Raw genomic sequence first — 26,845 nt, forward strand, 5'->3', positions numbered from 1 at the left:
CCGGATCGGCCGGAGAGCGCGCGGATCCGCGCCTCGCCCGGCCCGTACGGGGCCCGCTGACCCGGGTGAACCCCGAGGGCGTACAGGCAAGGATAGGGGTGCTCGGACCCTCCGGATGACCGGGGGCGGTGCCTCTCCGGTCACACTCCCGCGCGCACCCCGGGCACACTCCCGGCACTCCGCCCTCACGAGGCCTTCCGCTCACCCTCCCACCCGGCTGCCCCCGGTCACCCGACGGGGAGGCCCGGACACCTCGCGGAGGTGAGACCCTGGGGGGATGAAGAGCACGGACACCGCGTTCGTCGGCGGCCCCCTCGACGGGAAGATCCTCCCGATCCCGCTGGGGCCGATGCTGGGCGTGCCCAAGAAGTACACCGTCCCGGTCCCCGCGCACGGTGACGTTCCCGCGCGCACACTGGTGTACGTCCGGGCCAAGCAGGTTCGGGGCCTGAGCTGGTTCTGGCGCTACGAGTACGACGAGGCGGCCTCCGCCAAGGCCTCCGGCTGACGGAGCCTCCGGCCGGCGGACCGCCCGCTCCCCCATCGCCCTCGGGAGGTCGGCATGGCCAGGTCGGTACGGCACCCGCGAAGCGGTTCCCGCGCGGTCGCGCACCACAACCGGCAGGTCGCCGGGGTCACCGGGGTGCTGCTGGCGGCGGTGAGCCTCTACACGGTGACGATCGGACCCAACGGCTGGCTCTGGTTCGGCTGGGCGGTGCTGCTGCTGGTCTGCGTGGCCCTGTTCCTGGTCCACCCCTGAGCAGCGGCACCGCCCGTCACGCCGGTGCGCCTCCCCCCGCCCCGGTCAGTCATCCTCGGCGAGGATGAGGTAGAGCTTCTTGCGGGCCTCGGTCAGCACGGCCAGGCCCTTGGCGCGCTGCGCCTCCGTCCCGGTCGCCATGACCTGCCGGATCGCCTGGTCGACGGCGGCCAGCGCCTGGCCGACCTCCTGGACGGCCTCCCAGTCGACCTCCCGGCCGGCTTCCGCCCACGGCTCCGCCGGGCCGGCCTCGGCCTGGGCCCGGCCCGCCTCGGTGAGCGAGACCAGCCGCTTGCCGCCGACCTCCTCCGCGGTGATCAGGCCCTCCTCCTCCAGCAGCTGGAGGTTGGGGTAGATCGACCCCGGGCTGGGCCGCCAGGCCCCGCCGGTCCGCTCGGTGATCTCGGCGATCATCTCGTAGCCGTGCATCGGCCGCTCCTTGAGCAGTGCCAGCAGCGAGGCCCGCACGTCACCGCGCCGGGCCCGGCCGCCACGCCGCCCGTGCGGGCCGCCCCGCCGGCCGCCGTGACCGCCGAAGCCGTGCCCGAACGGGCCGCCCATCGGCCGCCCGGGGCCACCGCCGCCGAACGGCGGACCGAACCCGCCGAACGCCTCCCGGCCCTCGAAGGCCTCCCCGGGCATCCCCCGGAAGTCCGGCCCCGGCCCACGCCGACGACCGCCGCCGCGCGGGCCCTCTCCACGAAATCGCGTTCCTGAGCGCATGGCGCCCACCTCCTGTTTCTCCGAGACAGTCGAGTCACTGTCTCGATAGTTCGACGATATATCGGTGACTGTCGCTCGTCAACGGTTCGCCGATATGTCGCCGACAGTCGTCCCGATGGTCCCCGGACCGTGTCGGGCGCGGCCCGCCCGACCGCGCCCGACACGGCCGCCAGGCCCGGACTCGGCCACCACCCAGCCGCTACGGTGGCGGGCATGGCCGGAGAACGAGATCTTGCGACGCTGCTGCGCGGAATGCGCCCGCTGCTCAACCCGGGGCGGTACGTGTACTGCACGCTCCCCGCGAAGGTGCCCGCCGGCATGCGGCCGGTGGTGACCGTCGCCGAGCCCGAGGGGGTCACGGTCGTGGTCGCCCAGGAGGAGGCGGACGCGCTCGGGCTGCGCTACGAGTACGTGGCGGCCTGGATCACGCTGCAGATCCACTCGGCGCTGGAGGCCGTCGGCCTGACCGCGGCCGTGGCCGGGCGGCTCGCCGAGGACGGGATCAGCTGCAACGTGGTGGCCGGCTTCCACCACGACCACCTGTTCGTCGCCGCCGACGACGCCGAACGCGCCGTCCGCGCCCTGGAGGAGCTCTCCGAACGCCAGGGCCCGTCCTCGGGCTGAACCGGATCCGCCCGACAGTCCTGCCGGGTGGCCGCCGCCGACGGGGCCTTCGACACTGGGAACAGCCGCCCCGCCGGGGGCGGCCCCATCGGAAGGAGACGGCCGCCATGGCCATCTGCGTCACCTGCGGCAACGACTACTGGCTGGCCTTCGAGATCAAGACGGTCACCGGCGACACCTACACCTTCGACAGCTTCGAGTGCGCGATGGAGAAGCTGGCACCCCGCTGCGAGCAGTGCAACGTCCGCATCGTGGGCCACGGCGTCGAAGTGGCCGGGATGTTCTTCTGCTGCGCCAACTGCGCCCGGGTCAACGGCGGCCTCGGCGAGCAGATCCGCGACGCCGTCGGCGCGCATCCCGCGTAGTCGCGGGGACTCCCGCGTCGTCGGGGGGCGCATCCCGCGTACGCGCGGCGCGCCCCGCCCGGGGGCGGGGAAGGGGGCGGAAGAGTCGGCCTGTACGCCGGGTTCTGTCTCCCGGGTTGCTTGCGCGGCCCGAGGAGGCGGCCATCCATCTAGGGCTGCCGTTGCCGACAGCCTCGTGCGGTCCACCCGCGGACTCGGGCGAGCAGCCTTCAATCGTCCGCGCACGGCGCCCGAGGGCACCGATCTTGACCTTGCTCCAGGTGGGGTTTACCTAGCCGGCCGGGTCACCCCGGTCGCTGGTGGTCTCTTACACCACCGTTTCACCCTTACCCACCACGAAAAGCGGTGGGCGGTCTGTTTTCTGTGGCACTGTCCCGCGGGTCACCCCGGGTGGGCGTTACCCACCACCCTGCTCTGTGGAGCCCGGACGTTCCTCGGCGGGTCTGGTGACCCGTCGCGACCGCCCGGCCGGCTCTTCCGCCGTAGTGGTCATCGTAGCCGCTCGGGCGGCGCCTCCCGTACACCGGACCGCACCGCCGGAGGCTCGCCGCCGAGGCGGTCGGCGACCCGGGCGGCCGTCGCGCTCGCCCAGGCACCGGTGGTGACCAGACCCAGGACGAGGATCGCGCCGCCGAGGCCCACCAGGATCCACCAACCGACGTGGCTGGCCGGGGCGAAGCCGGTCACGACCGGACCGACCACCGCCGAGGTGACGACCGTGCCGATCACCGCGACGCCCAACGACTGGCCGATCTGACGGCTGGTCGAGGCGACCGCCGCCGCCACGCCCGCCTGGGCGCGCGGCATGCCGGAGACCGCGGCGTTGGTGATCGGCGCGTTCACCATGCCGAAGCCGAAGCCGAACAGCGCGTACGCGGCCAGCAGCAGCGCCGGCGGGGAGTCGGCGGTGAGCCGGGTGAGCAGCAGGCCGCTGGCGGCGAGGCCGAGCCCGGCCGCGACCAGCGGCAGGCGCGGGCCCCGGCTGCCGACGATCCGTCCGGACAGCGGCGCGCAGACCAGCATCATCCCGGCCATCGGCAGCGTCCACAGGCCGGCCTCGACCGGGTCGTAGTGCCGGACGACCTGCAGGTAGAGGGTGTTGAGGAAGAGGAAGCCGCCGAGTGCGGCGAAGGCGCAGACCGCGGTGACGGTCGCCCCGGTGAACGGCGCGCTGGCGAAGAACCGCGGGTCCACCAGCGGCTCGGCCACCCGCCGCTCCCACAGCGGGAACGCCACCGCCGCGGCCACGGCGGCCGCGGCGAGCGCGAGGATCAGCGGGGAGGTCCAGCCGTTGCCCGGGCCCTCGATGATCGCGGCGGTGCCGCAGCCGAGCAGCACGATCATCAGCAGCTGCCCCACCGGGTCCAGCCGGCGCGGCCGGGGCGAGCGGGACTCCGGGACGTAGCGGGCCGTCAGCGCGATGGCGACCAGCGCGACCGGGACGTTGATCAGGAAGATCGACGGCCAGCCCGCGCCGTCCACCAGGAAGCCGCCGACCAGCGGGCCGAGCGCCATCGAGATGCCGACCACGCCACCCCAGACGCCGATCGCCCGGGCCCGCTCCCTGGGATCGGTGAAGGTGTTGGTGATGATCGACATCGCCACCGGGTTGAGCATCGAACCGCCCACCGCCTGCAGCGCCCGGAAGGCCACCAGCCAGCCGAGGTTCGGCGCCAGGCTGCACAGCAGCGAACCGAGCGCGAAGCACACCAGCCCGGTCTGGAACACCCGGCGGCGGCCGAACCGGTCGGCCACCGAGCCGAACAGCATCAGCAGCGAGGCCAGCACCAGGGTGTAGGCGTCGATGATCCACTGCAGCCCGGAGGCCGGGGCCCGCAGGTCCCGCTGGATCGCGGGCAGCGCGATGTTCACCACGGTGTTGTCGAGGCCGACGATGAACAGGCTCAGGCAGCAGATCGCCAGGACGAGCAGGCGGCGGCGCGGACCGGGCCCGGACTCGGGGGCGGACACGGGGGCGACGGCGGGGGGCTGGGCTTCGAGCACGGACCGATCCTCCCACCGCGGGCCCGGGGGCGGGGCGGCGGGACGGACCGTACGGGTGGCTCGCGCGGGCGTGCGGGTGGCGGGCGCGGGCTTGCGGGCGGCGTACGGGAGCGTGCGGCCCCGCCCGGTCAGAGCGCCGCGAAGCGAACGGTCCGGGTGGCCGGGTCGGCCTTCGTCAGCCGGACGTCGATCACCCGACCGAGTGGCAGCCGACCGGCCGCACCCTCCGCCGCGCCGGCGCCCGGCGCGTCGCAGCGGGCCCGGACGGCGGGGTCGCGCAGCTGCACGGTGCCCGAGCCGGGCCGCTTCTCGTCCACGTCGACGACCACCGCGGAGAAGTCCTCGCCCTCCCGGCCGGCCAGCAGCTCCGCCTCCACCAGGTCCACGCAGACGCGTTCGACCTCGGCCGAGCGGCGGTCCCCGCTCGCCATCAGCTCCGGTACGGACGGCAGCGCCTCCCGCGCCCAGTCCGGCACCTCCTCCCCCGCCGCCACCGCCGCGCACACCTCCTGCGCGAAGCGGTCGCCGAGCCGGCGCAGCGGCGCGGTGCAGTGCGCGTACGGGGCGGCGAGCGCGGCGTGGCCGGGTTCGGCGGGCGCGGGCAGGCCGCGGGACTCGTCGAAGGCGTGGTAGCCGGCGCCGCGCAGCAGCCCCGTACAGGCGTTCAGGAAGGCGGCGTTCAGCGGCACGTCCGGGTCCAGGGAGCGGATCAGCTCCGGGTACGGGAGCGCCTGCGGCCAGGCCACGTCCAGTGCGGCGGCGATCCGGCGCAGCCGCTCGTAGGCGGCGGCGGGCGCGGCGGGCAGGGTGCGCAGCAGGCCGACGCCCGCGTCCAGCATCAGCTCGGCCGCGGCCATGCCGGTGAGCAGCGAGATCTGGGCGTTCCAGCCGTCGGCGGGGCCGGGCGCGCGGTAGCCGAGGACGTAGCCGTGCAGGGTCTCCTCGACCTCCTGCTCGGGCACCGGCAGGCTGACCCCGCCGCGGGCGCGCTCCTGCTCCTCGCGCAGCCGGCCGACGGTGGCGAGCAGGGCGAGCTGTTCGTCGGCGCCGCCGAGCTCCACCGCGCGTTCGACGGCGGCGTAGTCCAGGCGGCGGTGCGATCGGACGAGCGCGCGGCGCAGGTCGGCGAGGACGACGGCGCCGTCGGCGTCCAGGTCCAGCTGCCAGAGCAGGGCGGGCCGGGGCTCGCCCGGCAGCAGGCTGGCGGCGTCCTCGGAGATCCGGGTCGGGTGCAGCGGGACCCGGTGGTCCGGGAAGTAGAGGGTTTCGACCCGGCGGCGGGCCTCGGCGTCGATCGCGCCGCCCGGGCGGACGAACGCGGCGACGTCGGCGATCGCGTAGTACACCCGGTAGCCGCCGCCGGCGCGGTGGGTGAGGTGCATGGCCTGGTCGAGGTCGCGGGAGCCGGGCGGGTCGACGGTGAACAGCGGCAGGTCGGTGGCGTCGTCCTCGGGCAGGCGGGGACGCTCGGCCGCCTCCTCCGCCTCGGCGAGCACCGCCTCCGGCCACTCGGTGTGGATCTCCAGGCGGGTGCGGAGTTCGGTCAGCTCGGTGTTGATCCGGGCGGAGTCGGCGGCCTTGACGCGCAGTTTTCGGCGAGGCATGGAGGCAGCGTAGAGCGGAATCGGGTGATTCCGGACGGAGGCTCAGCGTCCCAGCAGGGACTTCAGGTCCTTCGCGGCGAGCGCGACCGCGTCGTCGTACCCGCCGGTGGCCAGCCGCAGCATGAACGCCACGGCGTCGTCCGGGTGCGGGTCGGTGTACGGCTCGCCGTTGTAGTCGAGGAACAGCAGCATCGCCTCGAAGGCGGTGCGCTTGTTGCGGTCGACCAGGGGGTGGTTGCGGGCCAGGCTCTGCCCGAGGGCGGCCGCCTTGGACCAGAGGTCCGGGTAGGCGTCGTCGCCGAACAGGCTCGCCTGGGGGCGGGCGATCGCCGAGAGCAGGCCGCCGAGGTCGCGGATGTTCTCCGGGCCGCCGGCGAGGTAGGTGACGTCCTCCGGGTCGAGGTACTCGGTGTGCGTCGTCACAGGTCCTTCAGCCTCTCCAGCGTCTCCGCGTTGGCGGCGCGGATCCGGGCCACCATGGCGGCCCGGCGCTCGGCCCTGCCCGGCCGGGCCTGCTCGGTGAGCGCCTCGGGCACCTCGGACTGCCGGACCTCGAAGGCCAGCTCGGCGGTGTCCGACCCGGCGGGCGCCTCCGTCACCCGCACCCGCCCGGCCATCACCGCCTGCGCCGTCGCCCGCAGCGCGAACTCCAGCGCCTGCCGGGTCTCCTCCGGCAGGCCGGCGGGCAGCCGCACGGACAGGGACTCCTCCACCGCGTCACCGTCGTCGGGTACCAGGTCCAGGGGTCGCAGGGTCATCTCGATCACTCTCCTCGCTGCTCACGGTAGTGGCGGGCGGGGCATGTTCCCACCGGATTGCCGCGGCCACCGCTCACCGGCCGGCAGTACCGCCGGCCCCGCTGCCCGGCGTCGGGAGCCGGAGCGGTCGCAGTAGGGTGGCGGGGTCCGTCCGCCACAAACTGTTGAGGAGTCCGCTGTGCTGGTGCTGTTGCCGCCCTCGGAGGGCAAGGCCGGATCCGGGGACGGCGGGCCGGTGGCGCTGGACGGGCTGTCGCTGCCCGGACTGACGGCGGCGCGCGCGACGGTGCTGGACGCGCTGGTCGGCCTCTGCCGGGGCGACGAGGACACCGCCGCCGAGGTGCTGGGACTCTCCCCGGGCCTGCGTGGCGAGATCGCCAAGAACGCCGGGCTGCCGACCGCCGGTGCCCGCCCGGCGGGCGAGGTGTACACCGGGGTGCTGTTCGACAACCTCGGCCTGGCCACCCTGGACCCGGCCGCGTACGACCGGGCCGAGCGTTCGCTGCTGGTCTTCTCCGGCCTCTGGGGTGCGGTGCGGATCTCCGACCGGATCCCGTCCTACCGCTGCTCGATGGGCGTGAAGCTCCCCGGCCCGGGGGCACTCGGGGCGTACTGGCGGGGCGCGACGGCCGCCGTGCTCCCGGAGGTCGCGGACGGGCTGGTGCTGGACCTGCGCAGCTCCGCGTACGCGGCGGCCTGGAAGCCGGCCGGCGAGGTGGCCTCCAGGACCGCGACCGTCCGGGTGCTGCAGGAGCGGGGCGGCAAGCGCACCGTGGTCAGCCACTTCAACAAGGCCACCAAGGGCCGTCTCGTCCGGGACCTGCTGGTCGCCGGGGCCGAGCCGAAGACGCCCGGCGAGCTGATGGACGCGCTGCAGGAGCTGGGCCACCGGGTGGAGCTCGCGGCCGAGGGCACCGCCCGCAAGCCGTGGCAGCTGGACGTGGTCGTCACCGAGGTGCACTGACCCCGCCGGGGCCCGGGGGCAGCCGGGGGCAGGGCGGGTCAGCGCAGGTGCGAGGTGTCGTTGAGCAGCCGCAGCGAGGCGTTGCCGTCCGAGTAGTACTGGACGGCGCAGATCGAGGCGGCGCTCAGCTCCATCCGGTACATCGAGTCCGGCGGGGCACCGAGCGCCAGCCGGACCAGCGTCTTGATCGGGCTGACGTGCGAGACCACCAGCACCGTCTTCCCCGCGTACCGGGCGATGATCTTGTCCCGGGCGACGCCGGCCCGGTGGGTGAGGGTGGTGAAGCTCTCGGCGCTGCCGGTCGGCTTGGCCTTGGCGGAGCCGAGCCAGGCCGACAGGTCGTCCGGGTGGCGCTCCTGCACCTCGGCGAAGGTCAGGCCCTCCCAGTCGCCGAAGTCGACCTCGCGCAGCCCGTCCTCGTACCGGACGTCCAGGCCCAGCCGGGCGGCGACGGTCTCGGCGGTCTGCCGGGTGCGGCGCATCGGGGAGGCGACGACCGCCTGGATGCTGCCGCGCGCGGCGAGTGCCTCGGCGGCCCGCTCGGCCTGCCAGCGGCCCTTGTCGGAGAGCTCCGGGTCGCTGCCGCCGCTGCCGGAGAAACGCTTCTCCGGGGTGAGCGGGGTCTCGCCGTGGCGCAGCAGGACGAACGTGGTCGGGGTGCCGAGGTCGGCGGGGGCGGCCCAGCCCGCCTTGGGGGCGGCGGTCTCCAGCGGCGGCTCGTCGACGGACGTGGCGGCCGTGGCGACGGCCGGGGCCTTCGGCCTGGGCTCCCACTGGCGCCCGGCCTTGCCCGCGTCCATCGCCTCGTTGGCCAGCCGGTCGGCGTCCTTGTTCCGCTCACGCGGGATCCAGGTGTACGCGACCCGGCCGCGCGGGAAGACCGTCCGGGCCTCGGCGGCGAGCGGCTGCATGTCGGGGTGCTTGATCTTCCAGCGCCCGGACATCTGCTCGACGACGAGCTTGGAGTCCATCCGGACGTCCACCGAGGCGTCCGGGTCGAGCTCCCGGGCCGCCTTGAGGCCGGCGATCAGACCCTTGTACTCGGCCACGTTGTTGGTGGCGTGTCCGATGAACTCGGCGGCCTCCGCGACGATCTGCCCGGTGTCCCCGTCACGGACCACCGCGCCGTAGCCGGCCGGCCCCGGGTTGCCCCGGGACCCGCCGTCCGCCTCGACGATGAAGCGCGCCGCCACCGGCTCAGACGCCCGTGTCGGCGGTGCGGACCAGGATCCGCGAGCAGTTCTCGCAGCGGACCACCTTGTCGGCCGGCTCGGCCTTGATGGCGTTCAGCTCGGTGATCGAGAACTCGGTGCGGCAGCCCTCGCAGCGGCGCTGGTAGAGGCGGGCCGCGCCGACGCCGCCCTGGGTCTCGCGCAGCTTGGTGTAGAGCTTCAGCAGGTCGGCCGGGATGACCGTGGCGACGGTCTCGCGGTCGCGCTTGACCTTGTCGGCCTCGCCGTCGATCTCGGCGAAGGAGGCGTCGCGGCGGCCCTCGGCCTCGGTGAGGACGACGGTGGAGTGCTCCAGGCGGGCGGACAGCTCGTCGACCCGGGTCTTGGCGCTCTCCTGGCGCTCCATGATCTCCAGCACGACGTCCTCCAGGTCACCCTGGCGCTTGGCGAGCGAGCCGATCTCGTGCTGGAGGTTCTCCAGGTCCTTCGGCGAGGTGATCGCGCCGGAGTCCAGGCGCTGCTGGTTGCGGGCGGCACGGGCACGGACCTGCTCGACGTCCTGCTCGGCCTTGGTCAGCTCGCGGGCGGTGTCGCCCTTCTGGGCCTCGGCGGCGACGACGAGGTCCTTGAGCGCGGTGTGGTCGGCGGTCACCTTGTCGATCTCGGCGTGCTCGGGCAGCGTCCGGCGCCGGTGGGCCAGCTGGTCGAGCTTCGAGTCGATGGCCTGGAGGTCGAGCAGGCGGATCTGGTCGGCGGGCGCGGCGTTCAAGCGGAGAGCTCCTGTGAATCGGGTCAGGCGGTGAAGGACATGGGGGCGTGCGCGGTCCACGGGTCGGTGACCCGGTGGGAGACCTTGGTCTCCACGGTCCAGCCGCACTTGTCGGCGGCGGACTGCAGGGCGCGCTCGGCCAGGCCGAGCCAGGGCCACTCGGTGGCCCAGTGGGCGGCGTCGACCAACGCGACGGGCGCCGCCTCGGCGGCCTCGGAGGCCGGGTGGTGGCGCAGGTCGGCGGTCACGTAGGCGTCGACGCCGGCCGCCCGTACGTCGGCGAGGAAGCCGTCGCCCGAGCCGCCGCACACCGCGACCCGGCTGATCAGCCGGTTCGGGTCACCCGCGACACGGACGCCGGCGGCGGTGGCGGGCAGGCCCGCGGCGACCTGCGCGGCGAACGCGGACAGGGGCAGCGGGGGCTCCAGCAGACCGATCCGGCCGGAGCCCCGACGGCCCAGCGGGTCGGTCGGGTCCGGCACCAGCGGACCGGTCACCCGCAGGCCCACCGCCTCGGCGAGCGCGTCCGAGACGCCGGGGTCGGCGTGGTCGGCGTTGGTGTGGGCGACGTGCAGGGCGATGCCGTTGGTGATCAGCGTGTGCACCACCCGGCCCTTGAAGGTGGTGGCGGCGACGCTGGTGGTGCCGCGCAGGTAGAGGGGGTGGTGGGTGACCACCAGGTCGGCGCCCCACTCCACGGCCTCGTCGACGACCGCCTGGACGGGGTCGACGGCGAACAGCACGCGGTTGACCTCGGCCTGAGGGTCTCCGCAGACCAGGCCGACGGCGTCCCAGGACTCCGCCCACTGCGGCGGGTAGACCTCTTCGAGCGCGGTGATGACGTCGGACAGTTTCGGCACCTGTCGAGACTACCGTGCGCGCGGGGGCGATCGGGCCTCGGCCGTTCGGGCGCCGGGGCCGCCGTAGGGCGGTCGCGGGGTGCCTCGGCGACGGAGGCGGGGCGGCACGGGGGCCGGTGCGAGCGTCCGCGCGGGTGTCGGCGCCGGATCGGCGCCGGATCGGAGCCGGATCGGAGCCGGATCAGCTCGGTGTTCGAACGGCTCGCGGAGGGGTTCGGACGGGGGTGCCGCCGGCGCACGGATGCGCGTCAACCTGCGACGGGGGGCGCCCGGACGGCCCCGCGCGGGCCGTGCGCGCCCGCACGCCCGGCGCCCGCTGCACACATCACGGCTCTCGTACGAATTCGAAACCGCCCCTGGATCACCCTTACGAGTGAAGTGACCGGCTCTGCGTTGAGCCGCCGGTTTTCTCGAAACTAACTTCAGTCCTGCGAACGGGAGTTGCCCCAGTCGCCCCGGCGGACCGGCGGGGCGGCGGGGCGGGCACCCCGCCGGCGCGGACCCCGGGCGACGGGCCCTGGGCCCCGCCGATCGAGAGGCGTCGTCCTCATCGCCCCTGGAGGGGCAGCAACCGACGAAGGGATGTGGTGGCGAATGAGCGCGAGCACATCGCTGCGTGCTGCTGGGGGCCGGGGATCGGCGCGCCGCGGACCGGATGCGGACGGTTCGTGGCCGGAGACGACGCGGGCGGCGCTGGCCGGCGCCGGAGGCCGGGGAGGCGACGGCGGCTGGGACGTCACCGTCGGCGGCTTCTGGTGCACGGCCAGGCCGTCCGCGTCCTCTCCCCTGCCCGAGCAGGGGTGGAAGCTCCATGTCAGCGCGGCGACCCTGGTGGGCGAGGAGGTGCTCTCGGCGGTCGTCCGGGTGCTCACCGAGGACCCGTGCAGCTTCAAGTTCGCCGCCGCCCGGGAGCGGCTCAGCGAGCTCAACTCCCGTAACAGCGACCGGGGATCGGCGGGGAAGTTCATCACCGTCTATCCGGCGGACGACGCGCAGTTCCAGCGGCTGGCGGCCGAGCTCGACCGGGCCACCGCCGGACTGCCGGGGCCGGTGGTGCTCTCCGACCGGCCGTACCGGCCCGGGAGCCGGGTGCACTACCGGTACGGCGCGTTCGCGCTGCCGGCGGAGCTCGGCAACGACGGGGAGTACCGGTCGGTGCTGCGCGGGCCCGGTGGGGAGCGGGCCGAGGACGTGCGCGGCGGGTCGTACCGGGCGCCGGCCTGGGTGCGGGACCCGCTGCGCACCGGGGCACCGCCGCGATCGGAGACATCACCGCGATCCGGCGCATCGCCCCGCTCCGCGGCCGCCGGGGGCGGGCAGCGCAGGGGCGGCGTGCTGCTGGCCGGACGGTACGCGGTGACCGCCGCCGTGCGGCACGGCGCCAAGGGCGGGGTGTTCCTCGGACGGGAGGCGTCCAGCGGCGCCGAGGTCGTGGTCAAGCAGGCCCGGGCGCACATCGAGGTCGACCGCGCGGGCACCGACGCCCGCGACGCGCTGCGGCACGAGGCCGCGCTGCTCGACCGCCTGAGCGGGCAGGACCTGGCGCCGCGCGCCGTCGAACTGATCGAGCAGGACGACTCCGTCTTCCTGGTGCAGGAACGAATCGCCGGACAGCCGCTGGGCAGCTGGGTCGCCGCCCGGCTGCGCCGCGACGGCAGCCCCGACGTCGACTGGGCCGAGGCCGGGCCGGTCGCGCACGCCCTCCTCGACCTGGTCGAGCGGGTGCACGCCCAGGGCCTGGTGCTGCGCGACCTCTCCCCCGGCAACGTCATGGTCCGCCCCGACGGCACCCTGCGCCTGGTCGACCTCGAACTCGCCGCCGAGGCCGGCCGGACCGCCGGATCGGCCGGCACCCCCGGCTACCGCGCCCCCGAGCACGGACCCGGCCGCCTCGCCCCCGCGGGCAGCTGCGTCGCCGACCCGGCCGTCGACCTGTACGCCCTCGGCGGTCTGCTCTTCCTCCTGGCCACCGGCCACGACCCCCTCCTGCCGGACGACCTCCCACAGGCCCGCCCGGTCACCGAACGCCTCGGCCGCTGGCTCGCGCTCGCCGCGCGGACGGGAACCACCGCGCGCCGCCTGGCACCGGCCGTCCTCGGGCTGCGGGCCGACGAGCCGGAGCGGAGGTGGGCGATCGCACGGGTGCGGGAGGCGCTGCGCGAGGACGAAGCGCCGCAGGGCGCCGACGCCGGCCGCACCGACGCCGGCCGCGCCGCGCGACCCGCCCTGGTCACGCCCCTGTGGCACGCACCCACCCGACGGGGCGCCGGCCCCGCACGCGACGCTTCCGCACCCCTCGACCTCCTCCCGGACGACGGCCCGCTGGGCGACCGCCTCCTGTGCGACGGCCTGCGGCACATCGCCGCCACCGCCACACCGGAGCGGCGGGACCGACTGTGGCCGGTGGTGCGCGCCGGCGAGCGGACCGATCCGTGCAACGTCCAGCACGGCGCCGCCGGGGTGCTGGCCGTCCTGGCGCGGGCGGTCGCGGCCGAGGGGTTGCCGGACGACGTCCGGACGCAGGCCGCGCGGACGGCCCGGACCGCGGCGGACTGGATCGAGCGGCGCACCGCCGCCGAGCCGGTGGTGCTGCCCGGACTGCACTTCGGGCGCTCGGGGACGGCCTGGGCGCTGCTGGACGCCGCCCGGGTGCTGGACGACACCGCACTGGCCGAGCGCGCCGCCGGGCTCGCCCGCCGGATCGCCGTCGAATGGCCCAACCCCGATGTCTGCCACGGCGCGGCCGGCGCCGGATTCACCCGACTGCGCTTCGCCGCGGAGGCCTCCGGGGCGCCCGACTCCGGCGCGACCGACTTCCTCGACCGGGCCGCCCACGGCGCCCACGCGCTGCTCGCCGCCGCCGGCCGCGAGCCGTACGGGACGGTCTGGCCGGTACCGGCGGACTTCGACTCGGCCCTCGCCGGGATCACCCACCTCGGCTTCGCCCACGGCGTGGCCGGTGTGGGCACCTTCCTCCTGGCCACCGCCGAGGCCACCGGCGACCGTGCCCTGCTCGCCGGCGCCGCCGAAGCCGGGCGCACGCTCGCCGCCACCGTCCGCTGGGGCGAGGCCCGGGACGGCGAGGGTCGGGACGGCGGGGCCCAGGACGCGCGGGACAGCGGACGGGCTCCCGCCGTCCGCGCGACCGCCTGGTGGCCGCAGAGCGCCGGCGACCCGGCGCACATCCGGCTCGCCCACTGGTGCAGCGGATCCTCCGGCGCGGGCAGCTTCCTGCTGCGGCTCTGGCGCGCCACCGGCGACGCCGAGGCGCTCGACCTGGCCCGCGCCGCCGGCCGCGCCGTCCTGGCCGCCCGCTGGCACGGCGGGGCGAGCGCCTGCCACGGGCTGGCCGGCGACGGCGAGTACCTCCTGGACCTCGCCGAGGCCACCGACGAGCCCGAGTTCCGTACCGGAGCCGAACAGCTGGCCGCCCTCCTGGCCACCCGGGCAGCCCTGCGCGACGGCCTCCTGGTCCTCCCGGACGAGACCGGCACCGGCTGCGCCCCCGCCTACGGCACCGGCACCGCAGGCCCGTTGGCCTTCCTGCTGCGACTGCGCCACGGCGGCCCCCGGCTCTGGCTGGACCCGGCCCCGCCCGCACCACCCGGACTCCCCTCCGGCGGAAGCGGGGTGAGCGGAGCATGAACGTGGCCACCCGGACCATGACCCAGGCCCTGCGCCGGCTGAGCTTCGCCTTCGCCGCCGACGGCAGCCACGCCGCCTGCCTGGCCGCGTCCGCCGACAGCGGTTGGTACGTGGAGAGCTGGCGACTGCCGCCGGACGGCACACCGGCCGCGCCACTACCGCTGCCGCTGTCCGGCAACCGCTCGGAGAGCCTGCGCTCACAGCTGGTCGCCCTGCCGGACGGCTCGGTGCTGGTCTGCCGTCACGACGGCGATCGGCACGACCTGGTCCGCCTCCACTACGGCGAAACCGCCACCGTGGAACAGCCGTTGGCCTCCCTCCGGATGGCCGGGCTGCGCCTGCTGCCGCTCCCCGTACCGGAGGGCGCCGGCCCCCGGACCCCGGTGGCGGTCGCCCTCGGCACCGACACCCGCCCGGCGACCACCGCCTGGCTGGTGCGGGCGGACGGCAGCGAGCCCGAACCGGTCGCCGAGATCGCGGGACTGCACGGCGGCGGCACCTGGCTGGACCGCACCGGCGCACTGCTCGCCCTGGACCGGGTGCACGCGGGCCTGGTCCGCAGTGTGGTGCTCGACCTGCGCAGCGGCACCACCACCCCGCTGCTGGAGATCGGCGAGCGCAGCAACGACCGCCTGGTGCTGTTCGACCCGGACAGCCGGTTCGCGATGGTGCGCAGTGACGCCCCCGGCACCGACCGGCTCGGCTGGGGCGTCCTCGGCGGCGGCGAGCCGCTGCGGTTCCCGGAGTGCCTGCACGTCGCCGGCATGTTCCTGCGGCCGGTCGCCCTCCACCAGGCGGCGGACGGCCCCCGGGTCGCGGTGCAGATCGACCACGGCGCCGGATCCGCGCTCGCCCTGTGGCGGCCGACCACGGGACGACTGGACCCGGTGCCGGTGCCGCCCGGGCGGCTCGGCGCGGTCGGGCACTGGGACGCGGCCGGGCTGCGGCTGCCGTACTCCTCGCCCGACCATCCGGCGGCACTGGCCACCCTGGACGTGGACGCGCTGCTGGCGCACGGCCCGGTACCGACCGGCACCGGCCCGATGCCACTGCCGCTCCAACTCGCGCCGCTGGCCTCGGGACTGCCCGGCCCGTGGCGGGACACCGCACTGCCCTGGCAGCCCGGCGGGGTGCGCACCGTCCGGACCCCGCCGCCCGGCTGGCAACTGGACGGCAGCACCCCGCCCGGCGAGGGCGGCCGCTGGCAGCACGCCCAGAGCCTCGAACTGGCGGGCCCGGCCGGCCCGTTGGAGGCCGTCGTGTACGGCGGCGACGCCTGGCTGAGCAGCCCGCACCTGGTGCTGGCGCTGCACGGCGGCCCGGCCGACGCCTGGCGGCTGGAGTTCGACCCGGCGCTGCAGCGGATGGCCGCCGAGGGCCTGGCCGTGGTCGCACCCAACCAACGCGGCTCCACGGGCTACGGCGTGGCGCACGCGCTGGCCATCCGGGGCGCCTGGGGCGGGCCCGACCTGGACGACGTGCTGTACCTGCTGGACGGCATCGCCGGCCAGCGCGCGGCACTCGGCCTGGAGCCGCCCGCGCTGTTCGGGGTCAGCTACGGCGCGTTCCTGGCACTGCTGGCGGCCGCACACGCACCGACCGGCCAGGTCGCCCGCTGCGCGGTGGTCGCCCCGTTCCTGTCCGGCGCCCGACTGCTGGCCGAAGCGGCGCCCCCCGTAAGGGCGTTGACCACCCGGCTGGGCGGCGGCGAGCCGATCGCCGACGCCCGCGGCCCGCGCGACGTGCTGCAGCTCGCGCACCGGCTGAGCGCGCCACTGCTGGTGGTGCACGGCAACCGGGACGAGATCGTCCCGGTCAGCCAGTCCCGGTCGCTGCGGCACGAGTTGCTGCGGATCGGCCGGATCGAGGGCGAGGACTTCCGGTACGTCGAGGCGGCCGGAGCCGGGCACGAGGTGCTCGCCGAGGAGGGCGCCGCCGTGCTGCACGAGCTGCTGGCCGCGTTCCTGCGGACCGGCCGGCCGGGCTGAGCCCGCCCCGCCACCCGACAACCCACAGACTCCCGGGCCCGCCGAGGCCCGGGGCACACCCCCGGCACGGTGGATGGAGGCCGTCCGGGGGGCGATACCCGACGCCCGCGTGCAGATCGCGGCGGGCGTGACCTCAAGGGGAGGAACCGATCATGGAGAACATGGTGGACTTTGAGACCGACCTCGCGGCTCTGCAGGACCTGCCGGAGACCGAGTCCGTCGAGCTGACCGGCCACGGCAACGGCTGCCAGTACACCTGTCTCATCCTGACCTGCCTGCTGTTCACCGTCAGCTGAGCCGGCGGCTCGGCCGACCGTCGATCGGGCGGTAGTCACCGGGTGCCGCCCCTGCCTGTCCGGACAGGCGGGGGCGGCACCCGCCCTCTTCCGGCCCGCTTCCCGCGTGGATTCCCGCCGTTCCCGCTTTCCGTTCCCGCTTTCCGTTTCCGACGCTCCGTTTCCGACGCTCCGTTTCCGACTCCGACGGGAGCTCCCGGTTGCCCCGCCGCCCCACCGGTTGGACCCTCGCCCTCGGCCTCGCCCTGCCGATCGGGGCCGCCGGCACCCTCGCGCTCCCCGCCGTACTCGCCGGAGCCGTCGACGCCGTCCTCGGCCGCCGCTCCGGGCCCGGCGCCCTCCTCCTGCTCGCCCTCGTCCTGGGCGCGGCGGCCGCCGCCGACGCCACCGCCGCGGCAGCCGGACCGGCCTGTTCCGCCGAGGCCACCGCCACCCTGCGCGGACGCCTCGTCCGCCACCTGCTCGCCCTCGGGCCCGGCGGCCGGCTGCACGGCGGCCCGCCGCCCGGCGACCTCGCCGCCCGTCTGCTGGGCTCGGCCGGCGCCGCGGGCGGCCGACTGCCCGCCGCCCTGGGCGCCACCACCGCGCTGCTCACCTCGGTCGGCGCGATCGTCGGGCTCGGGGTGCTGTCACCGTGGCTGGCGCTCACCTTCTTCGCGGGCGTGGTGCCCGGCGTGGTGCTGATCCGGCTCTTCCTGCGGCAGGCCGGGCCGGTGTTCGCCCGCTACCAGGAAGTCCAGGCCGCGCTCGCCGCCCGACTGAGCGGCGCCCTCACCGGACTGCGCAGCATCCACGCGGCGGGAGCCCAACAGCGCGAGGCAGAGCGGGTGTTGGCCCCGCTGCCGGAACTCGCGGCGGCCGGGCACGCGCTCTGGGCGGCACAGCGGCGCACGGCCTGGCAGGCGACCCTGCTGATCGCCCTGGTCGAGGTCGCGGTGCTCACCACCGCCGGCGCGCTGCTCGCCGACGGCGCTCTCGCCCCCGGCGCGCTCGCCGCGGCGGCCGGCTGGGCGGCACTCGGCGCGGGACTGTTCGAGCAGGTCGAGGCGCTGGTCGGGGTCGCCCATGCGCGCGCCGGGCAGGCCCGGGTGGACGAGCTGCTGGCGCTCGCGCCCGCCCCCTCCGGTACGGGCGCGCTCCCGGCCGGCGGCCCCGGGCGGGTCGAGCTGCGGGGCGTGGTGGTGCGCGACGGCGACCGGGTGCTGCTCGGCCCGCTCGACCTCACCGTCCCCGGCGGCCGCACGGTCGCGCTGGTCGGGCGCTCCGGCTCCGGCAAGTCGCTGCTGGCCGCGCTCCCCGGGCGGCTGCGCGACCCCGACGAGGGCACCGTCCTGATCGACGGCGTCCCGGTCGGCACGCTCGCGCCGACCGAACTGCGGCACGCGGTCGGCTACGCCTTCGCCCGGCCCGCACTGGTCGGCCGTACCGTGCGCGACGCGCTGGCCGGCGCCGGCCCGACCGAGGCGGCGGCCGCCCGAGCGGACGGCTTCCTGCAGCGACTGCCGTCCGGCTGGGACACCCCGCTCGGCGAACTCCACCTCTCCGGTGGCGAGTTGCAGCGCCTCGGGCTCGCCCGGCTGCTGGCCCGGCCGACCCGGGTGGTCGTCCTGGACGACGCGACCTCGGGCCTCGACCTCGCCACCGAGTACCAGGTCACCGAAGCCCTCGACCGCGCCACCCACGGCCGCACCCGGCTGGTGATCGCCCACCGGGCCGCCGTCGCCGCCCGCGCCGACCTCGTCGCCTGGCTCGACGCCGGCCGCCTCCGCGCCCTGGCCCCCCACGCCACCCTGCTCACCCACCCCGACTACCGCGCCACCCTCGCCGACAGCGCCTTGCAGGCCGCTGCCGCCGGGTGACGGCCTGCGTGGGAAGTCGGCGGGTCCGACTTCCCACGTCGGTTCGCCTTCCCACGTCGGTCCGACTTCCCACGCGGGTCCGACTTCCCAGGTCGGTTCGCCGATCCCGTTCCGCGTTCGCGCCCGAAGGGCAGTTCCTCTCACAGAAAGCCGGCCCAGCCGACCAGCCATGCAGCCCACCTCGCTCCCCTCCACAGGAAGTCGGCGACATCGACTTTCCACGCCGCGGGGCCCCGCCACCGCGCCGCACCGACACCGCCGCGCGCACCGCCGACCGTCCGGACGCGCGGACAGCCCGGCACCGAAGGCGCCCGCCCGCGCCCGCGCAGGACGTCGGCGGGGCCGACGTTCCGCGCTCGGCGCCCCGCCCGGGTGGGGGCTGCTCTTCCGGCAGTTGGCGACCACCCGGGGACCGCTGGTGCGGTTGCTCGCGTGGTCCGGGGTGGAGGCGCTGCCGCCACTGGTGTCCGGACTGTTCGTCTCGGTCGCCGTCGACCAGGGGTTCCTGGCCGGCCGGCCCGGCGTCGGGGTCGCCTGGCTGAGCGGGTTCGGCGCCGCCATGGCCGTCCGGGCGTACGCGACGCGGGCCGGGTTCCCGCACCTCGCCGCCGTGGTGGAGCCACTGCGGGACGCCCTGGTCGAGCGGGTGGTCCGCAGTGCGCTCGCCCGCCCGACCGCGGATCCGGCCGAAGTCGCCCGGCTCACCGAACAGGTCGAGTCCGCCCGGCAGTTGACCGCCACCCTGCTCCGCACTCTGCGCGGGGTCGGGGTCACCCTGGTCGCCGCACTGATCGGCCTGACGCTGCTCGCGCCCGTCGTCCTGCCGCTGGTCCTGCTGCCGCTGCCGGTCGCCGGGCTGCTCTTCGCCCGGCTGCTGCGCCCGATGGTGGCGCGGAGGCGGGCGGTGGTGCTGGCCGAGGAACGGCTCGCCGCCGAGGCCGGACGGGCGCTGCACGGGCTGCGCGACATCCAGGCGACCGGCACCGGCGACGAGGTCGCCCGGGCACTGGTCGAGGCCGCCGACGCGAGCGCCGCCGCCTCACGGGCACTCGGCCGGGCGTCGGCGCTGCGCGCGCTCGTGGTGGCGCTCGGCGGGCGGCTGCCGGTCCTCGCCGTCCTCACGGCGGCACCCTGGCTGCTCGCGCACCGGACCCTCACCCCGGGCGAACTGCTCGGAGTCGCCACCTACCTGGTCCAGCAACTCGACCCGGCCGTCCGGACCCTCGCCGGTACGGTCGGCGGCTGGCTGCTCGACCTGGCCGTGGTCCTCGACCGCCTGGCCGCGACAACGGCGCCCGCCGACCGGCACCACGACGCCCGCGCCACCGTCGCGGCCACACATCCCACGGCACCCGACATCCGGGATGACACCGACAGCACCGACGACCAGGCCGCGGGCGCAGCACCCGCAGGCGGCCGACACACAGCCGCCGCGGGAAGGGCCCGCCCGGCCCCACGAACCACCTGGACACCGCGAACTGCCTGGACACCGCAACCGACCGGCAGCGACCGGCCGGGCGCGGCGGGAGCCGATCCCGACCCGGGCGCAGCCCCCGACGCCTCGGGCCGTACCGACCGACCGGGTTTCGCGGGCAGCGCCCCCGACGTCCGGCTGGTCGGTGTCCGGTTCGGCCACGGTGCGGGTGCGGCGCCGGTGCTGGACGGGCTCGATGCCGCCGTCCGGGCCGGGGAGCACGTGGCGGTGGTCGGGCCCAGTGGGGCGGGCAAGTCGACGCTGGCGGCGCTGCTGGCCGGGGTGGTGGTGCCGACGACCGGGTGGGTGGCGGTCGGCGGGGTGCGGCCGGAGCCGGGCCGGCTGGTGGCGCTGGTGCCGCAGGAGGCGTACGTGTTCCCGGGCTCGGTGCGGGAGAACCTGGCCTGGCTCGCACCGGACGTCACCGACGACCGGCTGGCCGCGGCCGTGGCGCTGCTGGGCGCGGAGGGACTGGTGGCGCGCCTCGGCGGGCCGGGCGCCGCGCTACTCGATCCGAGTGAACTCTCCGCAGGTGAGCGCCAGTTGCTGGCGCTGGTGCGGACGTACCTGTCGCCCGCCCCGGTCGTCGTGCTGGACGAGGCGACCTGCCACCTGGACCCGGGTGCGGAGGAGCGGGTCGAGCGGGCCTTCGCCTCCCGTCCGGGGACGCTGGTGGTCGTCGCGCACCGCGTCAGTTCCGCGTTGCGGGCGGACCGGGTGCTGTTGCTGGAGGGCGGGCGCGGCCTGCTGGCCCGGCACGGCGATCTGCAGGTGCTGTCCCCGCTCTACCGCGAGCTGGTCGGTCACTGGCTCGGTTCCACGCCCCGGACCAGCCCGGGGCTCGCGTCGTGATCTCGATAGGATCTCGTCCGTTCCGGCCGTTATGGTGGCCGGGGCACGGGCCGCGATCACCGGCTACGGGCGCGTACCGAGCGCCCGATCGGGGCCCCGACCGTGCGCCACCGGCGCCGGCCGGGCGCCGATGACCTGCACCCTCCGCACGGAAAAGACGATTTCTCATGTCCGACACCCTCACCGACACCACCGGACCCGCGGCCAACGGGACCGACGCCGACGAGAAGACGGCCGAGGACTCCGCCGCGCACGGCCGCCACCGCGGCCGTTCCGCCGCCGACGACACCCCGGAGTCCGACCCGCACGGCCGCCACCGCGCGGCTGCGGCACAGGGCTGATCCACCCGCACCACACGACGGGGCCCGCCGAGGGGAGCAACGCTCCCCCTGGCGGGCCCTCGTCCGTGAGAAGCCGAGGCGTCAGGACACCCGGACGCCCGGACGTCAGTCCATCGTCACGACGGTCCGCAGCGCCTCGCCGCTGCGCATCTGCGCGATCGCGTCGTTGACGTCCGCCAGGCCGACCCGGTGGGTGATCATGCCGTCGAGGTCGATCCGCCCGGCCCGCCAGAGGTCCACGACCAGCCCGATGGTGCGCCCGACGGTCGCCCCGCCGTACAGCGAGGGCAGCAGGCGCTTCTCGTTGAAGAACAGCTCGCCCATGGTGAACTGCGCCAGGTCGTCCTGGGCGCCCGCACCGATGACGACCACCGCGCCGCCGCGCCGGGCGGCGTCGTAGCCGGCCCGGACGGTGGCCGCGCGGCCGACCGCCTCGAAGACGTAGTCGAAGCCGCCGCCGGGCAGCTTCTTCGCCACCGCCTTCAGGTCCTCGGGGGCGATCGCCTCGGTGGCGCCGAAGGCGAGGGCGCGCTCGCGGCGGGAGGCGACCGGGTCGACCACGGTGATCCGGCCGGCGCCGCAGACCCGGGCGCCCTGCACGGTGGCCACGCCGACGCCGCCCGCCCCGATGACCGCGACGGACGCCCCGGGCTCGACCGCGGCGGTGTTCACCGCCGCGCCTATGCCCGTGGTCACCCCGCAGCCGATCAGCGCGGCGGCCTCGTACGGGAGGTCGGCGGGCACCTTGATCAGGGCGTTGGCGGAGACCACGACCTCGTCGGCGAAGGCGCCGGTGCCGTAGAAGCCGGAGGCGATCAGGCCGCCCTCCTCGATCCGGAAACCCGGGGCGCCGAGCCGGCGCAGGCTGGCGACGCAGAGGTGGCCGCGGTCCCGCACGCAGTGGTCGCAGCTGCCGCAGGGCGCCATCCAGCAGAGCACCACGCGGTCGCCGACCCGCAGGCCGGTCACTCCCTCGCCGACCTCGACGACGTCACCGGCGCCCTCGTGCCCGGGGACGAACGGCGCGGGCTGCGGCAGGACGCCGCTCATCGCGGAGAGGTCGGAGTGGCAGAGGCTGGCGGCGCGCATCCGGACCCGGACGCTGCCTCTCCTGAAGCCGACCGCGGTCACGTCCTCGCGGACGTCGAGGGTGTCCTGGCCGGTCTTGTGCAGGACGGCTGCGCGCATGGTGCTGCTCCCTGTATGCATCGGATGACACGGAGTGGATCCTCGGACGGGGCGATTGTGGCATGACCTCCGCAACATCAGGAGGACGGGTTCGACAACAACGGTGCGGCAGAACTGTGGAAGTTCGCCGCCCGTCCACCACCTGCCCGCGCCGTGATCAGCGACGTGCCGGTTCCCACACGCGTACCGGCCGGGCCGGACGGGCCCGCCGACGGCGCCGGCGCTACCGTCGAGTAAGGTCCCAGCAGCCCGTCCCCCATCCGATCCGAGGAGCACCGCATGTCAGACCTGCTGCAGAGCGCCCGCCCGGCGCCCGAGGTGCTGGCGGCGTTCGAGGCGGCCACCGGGTTCATGCCGGTGGACGAGGGACTCGCGCTGTACGCGGCGGCGGTGGCCGCGGCCCGCGACACCGGCCTGCCCGTGCTGGAGATCGGCACCTACTGCGGCCGCTCGGCGATCCTGCTGGCGGCGGCGGCCCGCGAGACCGGGACACTCGCGCTGACCGTGGACCACCACCGCGGCTCGGAGGAGCAGCAGCCCGGCTGGGAGTACCACGACCCGACCCTGGTCGACCCGGAGGTCGGCCTGATGGACACCCTGCCCCGGTTCCGCCGCGCCCTGCACGCCGCCGGGCTGGAGGAGCACGTGGTGGCGCTGGTCGGCCGCTCGCCGCGGATCGCCGCGCTCTGGGGGCGCCCGCTGGGCCTGGTGTTCATCGACGGCGGGCACACCGACGAGCACGCGACCGGGGACTACGAGGGCTGGGTGCCGCACCTGGCGCCGGAGGGCCTGCTGGTGGTGCACGACGTCTTCCCGGACCCCGCGGACGGCGGCCAGGCCCCGTACCGGGTGTACCTGCGGGCGCTCGCCGAGGGCTTCGAGGAGGTCTCGGTGACCGGTTCCCTGCGCGTCCTGCGCCGCCCCGCCCGCTGACTCGGCGGGCCCTCCCCCGCTGCTCCCACGGGCCCTCCCCCGCCGACCCGGTGGGCCCCCACCGCCGCAGATCCCCCGAGCCGCCCCACGGCCCCGCGCCGATGCTCTAACGTCGTGCCGGGGCTGTCGGGCATGGGTTCGAACGGTACGGTGGCCGCGCAGCACCAGGCAGAGCATCGGCGGACGGTGGGGGCCAGCAGCGACATGACGGACCAGCAGAACACCGCTCCGGCGGTCTGGGACCCGACGGCGCGCGGCGGCGCCGGCGGCTGGGTGCGCGGCCCGCAGCACCCGGCCGGTGCCGAACCCGCTCCCGGGGCCCCCGCAGCGGGCCCCGCGCCGCATGCCCCCGCCACGCCGCAGGCCCCCGCCGACCCGCGCCTCGACCGGGTCGTCCCGCCCGCCGGGCCCGGCGCCGCCGACGACCAGGGCCCGCCGCTGGGCGCCCGCCCGTACCTGGCCACCGCGCCCGGCTTCGACCCGCCGACCGCCCCGATCCCCCGCGCCACCACCCCGCAGCCGCCCGCCGCACCTCCGGCGGCCTCGCCCTTCCCCGCCCACGCGACCGCGCAGCACCAGCCGGCGCAGGGCTACGGCTACCCCCAGCCCCCGCCCGCCCCGCCACAGCCCCCGTACGGCGCCCAGCCCGGCCACCCGGCCGGCCACCCGGCCGACTATCCGACCTCCTACTCCTACGAGGACGACGACGAGCACCGCCCGGCCAACCGCAAGGCCCCGCTGCTGATCGGCTTCGCGCTGCTCCTGGTGCTGGCGATCGGCGGCGGCCTGCTGTTCGCCGCCCGGGACGACGGCAAGGGCGGCCAGGCGGCGCCGGCTCCGACCTCCGCCCCCGCGACCGGTGGCGGCGCTCCGCAGCCCGTTCCCGCACCCGCCGGCACGGACGCCGCGCCGAGCGGCAGCGCGAGCGCCCCGGCCTCGCCGACCGCCGCGCCGTCCCCGACCGCGACCGGCCCCGGGCCGAACGCCCAGGCCCAGGCGCAGGCGCTGGACGGCGTGCTCAGCGAGGGCGAGAACGCGAAGGCCCCGATCGGCAGCGCCGTCGCCAAGGTGAGCAGCTGCCCGTCGAAGGCCGACATCGCGAGTGCCGCCCAGACCTTCGACAACGGCGCCACCCAGCGCGCCACGCTGCTGGCCAAGGTCGCCAACCTGAGCCTCACGGACGTGCCGGGCGGGGCGGAGGCGCTGAACTCGCTGAAGTCGGCGTGGCAGTTGTCCGCCGAGATCGACAAGGCGTACGCGGCCTGGGCGCGCGCCGTCGCCGCCCAGGGCTGCTCCGGCCGGGCCCCGACCACCCAGGACAAGAAGCACGCGGACGAGCTCAACCCGCAGGCCACGCAGGCGAAGGCGGACTTCATGAACAAGTGGAACCCGATCGCCAAGAGCTACGGCCTGACCCCGCTCACCCAGGACAGGATCTGACCCACCCGTGACCGGCACAGCCCCCCGACCGCCCCGCCGCTCCACCCTGCTGCGCGTCACCACGGTGGTGGCCGCGGCCGTTCCGCTCTGCACGGCGGGGTGGTTCGGCTGGCAGGCCCTCGACCGCTCCGGCCCGGCGGGCGCCACGGCCGCCGCCTCCGCCCCGGCCGCCGCCCCGGACACGGCGCAGGCCGCAGGCGCGCCGTCGGACGCCGGCGACGCCACGACGCCGCTCACCCCGCCCGTCGCACCGGCGCCGACCTCCGGTGCCCCGGCGGCCGAGGCGCCCACCGCGGCCCCGAGCCAGGTGCCGGCCCCGGCCGCACCGGCCCCGAGCACGGCCGCTGCGGCCGACAGCCTCGCCGGGCGGACCGTCGTCCTCGACCCCGGCCACAACCCCGGCAACGTCGCGCACTCCGCCGAGATCAACCGTCAGGTGGACATCGGCAACGCCCGCAAGGAGTGCGACACCACCGGGACCGAGACCAACGCCGGCTACACCGAAGCCGAGTACACCCTGGACGTCTCCCGCCGGGCCCGCGCCATCCTGGCCGCCCGGGGCGCCAAGGTGGTGCTGGTGCAGGACGGCGACCGCCCCTGGGGCCCGTGCATCGACGAGCGTGCCCGGGCCGGCGCCGACGCGCACGCCGACGTCGCCGTCTCGGTGCACGGGGACGGCGGCCCGGCGAGCGGCAGCGGGTTCCACGTGATCATGCCCGCCAAGGTGGTGGCCGGGAAAGCGGACAACTCCGCGATCGTCGAACCCTCGCACCGGCTCGGTCTGCTGTTGCGCGACCACTTCCACACCGCCACCGGCGAGCCGTACGCGGACTACATCGCGAACCAGGGTCTGGACACCCGGTCCGACCTGGGCGGGCTGAACCTGTCGAGCGTCCCCAAGGTGTTCATCGAGTGCGGTAACATGCGCAACTCGACGGACGCGAAGCGGATGACGGACCCTCAGTGGCGCCAGCAGGCGGCCCAGGGGATCGCCGACGCGCTCACCGCGTTCCTGACGACTCAATAGAAGATTCGAAGGCCCAGTACGGGAGTTGAGCCGCGCAGCGCGGCGGGCGGAGTTCCGTCCGGCCCGCGCGGTTTGCAACGACTTCGCCCCGTTCCCGGTCCCGCCGTGCGCCGACAGGACGGTTGGGCCTAGGCTTCTGGTCCGTTCGGGAGTTTCGGCCGGTCAGCCCGACCGCACGAAGCACCGTCCACGACACGTCAACGAGGGGAACGTTAGTGAATCTGCGCGCTCTCACCAGGGGAGACGCCGCCGTCGCGGGCGCGGCCGTCCTGCTCTTCATCGCCTCCTTCCTGCCCTACTGGACCCTGGACTGCAGCGGCCGGTACTGCCCGCCTGACAGCTCGCAGAACGCGTGGAGCACCCAGCTGTTCCCCATCCTGCCCTCGATCTACCTGCTGGGCATCGCCGCCGCGGCGCTGATCCTGGTGCAGCGGTTCCAGGGTCAGAACGCGGCCAACCGCCAGGTGCTCGGCCTGCGGCTGGACCAGTGGGGCATCGCCTTCTCCGTCGCCGCGCTGTGGACCTCGATCTGGGCGCTGGGCGGCGGTGTGTCGGGCACCGGCGTCAGCCACGGCTTCGGCGCCTGGCTCGGCTTCATCTCGCTGATCGTGCTCGCCGGTGCGGCCGCGGCCGGCCCGCTGCTGCCCGCGCTGAAGGCCCCGCTGACCTCCGACCGCCCGGCCGTGCCCTACCAGGGCGGCTACCCGGTCCCCGGTCAGCCCGGCCACCCGGGTGCGCCCGGCCAGCCCGGCCAGTACGGCCAGTACGGCTACCCGGGCCAGGGCCACGACCCGGCCTTCGGCACCCAGGGCGGCTACGGCTTCCCGGCCGCCGGCCAGCCGCAGCCCGGCCAGCCGCAGGACGCCGGCGTCCCGGCCCCGCAGCCGGCCCCGGTCGCGCAGCAGACCGCCCCGGCGGCGGACTTCCAGCCGTACTGGTTCGCCGTCCCGGCCCCGCGCCAGCTGGCCCCGAAGGACAACCCGGCCGGCGCCCCGATCGGCGAGGTCGTGCCCGGCACCTGGTACCTGGCCGTCGAGCAGCGCGGCACCGCGCTGGTCGCGCAGCTGGCGGACGGCACCCAGGGCGTGCTGACCGACACCACGGGCATCCAGCGCGGCTGACGTCCCCGGACGCACGAGGAAGGGGCGGGACCGGTTCTCCGGTCCCGCCCCTTCGTCGTACCCGCTACTGCGCCGCGG

24 protein-coding genes and 1 other RNA gene are annotated in these 26,845 nt (G+C 75.9%); 15 read left to right on the forward strand and 10 right to left on the reverse strand.

The genetic code is table 11. The annotated features are described in order from the left end of the window. The first annotated feature begins 277 nt into the window (after positions 1-277). Together ABTY56_RS22870 and ABTY56_RS22875 are read left to right on the forward strand one after the other, a co-directional pair. Complete coding sequence (locus ABTY56_RS22870; RefSeq protein WP_350630839.1) at positions 278-508, forward strand: DUF8847 domain-containing protein; 231 nt, start codon at positions 278-280, stop codon at positions 506-508. A gap of 54 nt (positions 509-562) precedes the next feature. Further along, positions 563-760, forward strand: a complete 198-nt coding sequence (locus ABTY56_RS22875) for a hypothetical protein (protein WP_350630840.1) — start codon at positions 563-565, stop codon at positions 758-760. A gap of 45 nt (positions 761-805) precedes the next feature. Here ABTY56_RS22875 and ABTY56_RS22880 read toward each other — a convergent pair whose 3' ends face one another. Then, positions 806-1,483, reverse strand: a complete 678-nt coding sequence (locus ABTY56_RS22880; protein WP_502893168.1) for a PadR family transcriptional regulator — start codon at positions 1,481-1,483, stop codon at positions 806-808. A 213-nt stretch (positions 1,484-1,696) separates the two neighbouring features. Between ABTY56_RS22880 and ABTY56_RS22885 the strand changes: the two genes are divergently transcribed. Then, positions 1,697-2,107: an ACT domain-containing protein gene (locus ABTY56_RS22885; protein WP_350630842.1), complete on the forward strand. Its 411-nt coding sequence runs from the start codon at positions 1,697-1,699 to the stop codon at positions 2,105-2,107. A gap of 107 nt (positions 2,108-2,214) precedes the next feature. Continuing rightward, positions 2,215-2,472 (forward strand): metallothionein, encoded by a 258-nt coding sequence (locus tag ABTY56_RS22890; protein ID WP_030056921.1) that lies wholly within the window; start codon positions 2,215-2,217, stop codon positions 2,470-2,472. A 77-nt stretch (positions 2,473-2,549) separates the two neighbouring features. Here the strand turns inward: ABTY56_RS22890 and rnpB are convergent. The 5 genes from rnpB to ABTY56_RS22915 all read right to left on the reverse strand — a co-directional run bounded on the left by rnpB (position 2,550) and on the right by ABTY56_RS22915 (position 6,838). Then, positions 2,550-2,948, reverse strand: an RNA gene (gene rnpB, locus ABTY56_RS22895) — RNase P RNA component class A. 13 nt (positions 2,949-2,961) lie between these two features. After that, positions 2,962-4,443 carry an MFS transporter gene (locus ABTY56_RS22900; protein WP_350630885.1) on the reverse strand — a complete coding sequence of 494 codons (1,482 nt, stop codon included), beginning with the start codon at positions 4,441-4,443 and terminating at the stop codon, positions 2,962-2,964. Between the two features lie 161 nt (positions 4,444-4,604). Beyond that, a complete protein-coding gene (locus tag ABTY56_RS22905) occupies positions 4,605-6,080 on the reverse strand; it encodes an RNB domain-containing ribonuclease (RefSeq protein WP_350630843.1) in 1,476 nt (491 codons plus the stop codon). Between the two features lie 42 nt (positions 6,081-6,122). After that, a complete protein-coding gene (locus tag ABTY56_RS22910; RefSeq protein ID WP_350630844.1) occupies positions 6,123-6,503 on the reverse strand; it encodes a type II toxin-antitoxin system death-on-curing family toxin in 381 nt (126 codons plus the stop codon). Beyond that, positions 6,500-6,838 (reverse strand): hypothetical protein, encoded by a 339-nt coding sequence (locus tag ABTY56_RS22915; RefSeq protein ID WP_350630845.1) that lies wholly within the window; start codon positions 6,836-6,838, stop codon positions 6,500-6,502. Before ABTY56_RS22915 ends, ABTY56_RS22910 begins: the two co-directional genes overlap by 4 nt. A 178-nt stretch (positions 6,839-7,016) precedes the next feature. Between ABTY56_RS22915 and yaaA the strand changes: the two genes are divergently transcribed. Further along, positions 7,017-7,802 (forward strand): peroxide stress protein YaaA, encoded by a 786-nt coding sequence (gene yaaA / locus ABTY56_RS22920; RefSeq protein WP_350630846.1) that lies wholly within the window; start codon positions 7,017-7,019, stop codon positions 7,800-7,802. Positions 7,803-7,840: 38 nt separating this feature from the next. Here the strand turns inward: yaaA and ABTY56_RS22925 are convergent, their stop codons facing one another. Genes ABTY56_RS22925 through ABTY56_RS22935 form a run of 3 tightly spaced genes read right to left on the reverse strand, consistent with a single transcriptional unit; the run spans position 7,841 to position 10,603 of the window. Continuing rightward, positions 7,841-8,995 carry a bifunctional RNase H/acid phosphatase gene (locus tag ABTY56_RS22925; protein ID WP_350630847.1) on the reverse strand — a complete coding sequence of 385 codons (1,155 nt, stop codon included), beginning with the start codon at positions 8,993-8,995 and terminating at the stop codon, positions 7,841-7,843. A gap of 4 nt (positions 8,996-8,999) precedes the next feature. After that, positions 9,000-9,743, reverse strand: a complete 744-nt coding sequence (locus ABTY56_RS22930) for a zinc ribbon domain-containing protein (RefSeq protein WP_350630848.1) — start codon at positions 9,741-9,743, stop codon at positions 9,000-9,002. 23 nt (positions 9,744-9,766) lie between these two features. Continuing rightward, positions 9,767-10,603 carry a Nif3-like dinuclear metal center hexameric protein gene (locus tag ABTY56_RS22935; protein WP_350630849.1) on the reverse strand — a complete coding sequence of 279 codons (837 nt, stop codon included), beginning with the start codon at positions 10,601-10,603 and terminating at the stop codon, positions 9,767-9,769. A gap of 594 nt (positions 10,604-11,197) precedes the next feature. On the opposite strand from ABTY56_RS22935, the gene lanL reads away from it, so the two are divergent. The 6 genes from lanL (at position 11,198) to ABTY56_RS22965 (ending at position 21,058) form a co-directional block, all read left to right on the forward strand. After that, a complete protein-coding gene (gene lanL, locus ABTY56_RS22940; RefSeq protein ID WP_350630850.1) occupies positions 11,198-14,248 on the forward strand; it encodes a class IV lanthionine synthetase LanL in 3,051 nt (1,016 codons plus the stop codon). Beyond that, positions 14,245-16,236 carry an alpha/beta hydrolase family protein gene (locus ABTY56_RS22945; protein ID WP_350630851.1) on the forward strand — a complete coding sequence of 664 codons (1,992 nt, stop codon included), beginning with the start codon at positions 14,245-14,247 and terminating at the stop codon, positions 16,234-16,236. Before lanL ends, ABTY56_RS22945 begins: the two co-directional genes overlap by 4 nt. A 152-nt stretch (positions 16,237-16,388) precedes the next feature. Beyond that, complete coding sequence (locus ABTY56_RS22950; RefSeq protein ID WP_350630852.1) at positions 16,389-16,532, forward strand: VenA family class IV lanthipeptide; 144 nt, start codon at positions 16,389-16,391, stop codon at positions 16,530-16,532. Positions 16,533-16,732: 200 nt separating this feature from the next. After that, entirely contained in the window at positions 16,733-18,391 is a 1,659-nt protein-coding gene (locus ABTY56_RS22955) for an ATP-binding cassette domain-containing protein (protein WP_350630853.1), read from the forward strand. 418 nt (positions 18,392-18,809) lie between these two features. Further along, the gene (locus ABTY56_RS22960; RefSeq protein WP_350630854.1) at positions 18,810-20,717 is read left to right on the forward strand and encodes an ATP-binding cassette domain-containing protein; all 1,908 of its coding nucleotides are present in this window, start codon (positions 18,810-18,812) and stop codon (positions 20,715-20,717) included. 167 nt (positions 20,718-20,884) lie between these two features. Then, on the forward strand, positions 20,885-21,058 hold the full coding sequence (locus tag ABTY56_RS22965; RefSeq protein ID WP_350630855.1) for a hypothetical protein: 174 nt from the start codon (positions 20,885-20,887) through the stop codon (positions 21,056-21,058). Between the two features lie 105 nt (positions 21,059-21,163). Here ABTY56_RS22965 and ABTY56_RS22970 read toward each other — a convergent pair whose 3' ends face one another. Then, positions 21,164-22,246, reverse strand: coding sequence for an alcohol dehydrogenase catalytic domain-containing protein (locus ABTY56_RS22970; RefSeq protein WP_350630856.1), 1,083 nt, complete (start codon positions 22,244-22,246; stop codon positions 21,164-21,166). Between the two features lie 279 nt (positions 22,247-22,525). On the opposite strand from ABTY56_RS22970, the gene ABTY56_RS22975 reads away from it, so the two are divergent. From ABTY56_RS22975 to ABTY56_RS22990, 4 genes are all read left to right on the forward strand, one after another. Then, positions 22,526-23,179 (forward strand): class I SAM-dependent methyltransferase, encoded by a 654-nt coding sequence (locus ABTY56_RS22975; protein ID WP_350630857.1) that lies wholly within the window; start codon positions 22,526-22,528, stop codon positions 23,177-23,179. 204 nt (positions 23,180-23,383) lie between these two features. Continuing rightward, positions 23,384-24,619 (forward strand): hypothetical protein, encoded by a 1,236-nt coding sequence (locus ABTY56_RS22980; protein ID WP_350630858.1) that lies wholly within the window; start codon positions 23,384-23,386, stop codon positions 24,617-24,619. A gap of 7 nt (positions 24,620-24,626) precedes the next feature. Next, on the forward strand, positions 24,627-25,646 hold the full coding sequence (locus ABTY56_RS22985) for an N-acetylmuramoyl-L-alanine amidase (RefSeq protein ID WP_350630859.1): 1,020 nt from the start codon (positions 24,627-24,629) through the stop codon (positions 25,644-25,646). 215 nt (positions 25,647-25,861) lie between these two features. Further along, a complete protein-coding gene (locus tag ABTY56_RS22990; RefSeq protein ID WP_350630860.1) occupies positions 25,862-26,767 on the forward strand; it encodes a hypothetical protein in 906 nt (301 codons plus the stop codon). Positions 26,768-26,845 lie beyond the last annotated feature (78 nt).

The sequence above is a fragment of the Kitasatospora sp. NPDC097691 genome, assembly GCF_040302665.1.
GTDB lineage: Bacteria > Actinomycetota > Actinomycetes > Streptomycetales > Streptomycetaceae > Kitasatospora.

Bases quoted from the DNA above. Each gene is read 5' to 3' on its own strand.
- ABTY56_RS22870 (WP_350630839.1), top strand. From the start codon at position 278: ATGAAGAGCACGGACACCGCGTTCGTCGGCGGCCCCCTCGACGGGAAG.
- ABTY56_RS22875 (WP_350630840.1), top strand. From the start codon at position 563: ATGGCCAGGTCGGTACGGCACCCGCGAAGCGGTTCCCGCGCGGTCGCG.
- ABTY56_RS22880 (WP_502893168.1), bottom strand. From the start codon at position 1,483: ATGCGCTCAGGAACGCGATTTCGTGGAGAGGGCCCGCGCGGCGGCGGT.
- ABTY56_RS22885 (WP_350630842.1), top strand. From the start codon at position 1,697: ATGGCCGGAGAACGAGATCTTGCGACGCTGCTGCGCGGAATGCGCCCG.
- ABTY56_RS22890 (WP_030056921.1), top strand. From the start codon at position 2,215: ATGGCCATCTGCGTCACCTGCGGCAACGACTACTGGCTGGCCTTCGAG.
- ABTY56_RS22905 (WP_350630843.1), bottom strand. From the start codon at position 6,080: ATGCCTCGCCGAAAACTGCGCGTCAAGGCCGCCGACTCCGCCCGGATC.
- ABTY56_RS22915 (WP_350630845.1), bottom strand. From the start codon at position 6,838: ATGACCCTGCGACCCCTGGACCTGGTACCCGACGACGGTGACGCGGTG.
- lanL (WP_350630850.1), top strand. From the start codon at position 11,198: ATGAGCGCGAGCACATCGCTGCGTGCTGCTGGGGGCCGGGGATCGGCG.
- ABTY56_RS22945 (WP_350630851.1), top strand. From the start codon at position 14,245: ATGAACGTGGCCACCCGGACCATGACCCAGGCCCTGCGCCGGCTGAGC.
- ABTY56_RS22950 (WP_350630852.1), top strand. From the start codon at position 16,389: ATGGAGAACATGGTGGACTTTGAGACCGACCTCGCGGCTCTGCAGGAC.
- ABTY56_RS22965 (WP_350630855.1), top strand. From the start codon at position 20,885: ATGTCCGACACCCTCACCGACACCACCGGACCCGCGGCCAACGGGACC.
- ABTY56_RS22970 (WP_350630856.1), bottom strand. From the start codon at position 22,246: ATGCGCGCAGCCGTCCTGCACAAGACCGGCCAGGACACCCTCGACGTC.
- ABTY56_RS22975 (WP_350630857.1), top strand. From the start codon at position 22,526: ATGTCAGACCTGCTGCAGAGCGCCCGCCCGGCGCCCGAGGTGCTGGCG.
- ABTY56_RS22980 (WP_350630858.1), top strand. From the start codon at position 23,384: ATGACGGACCAGCAGAACACCGCTCCGGCGGTCTGGGACCCGACGGCG.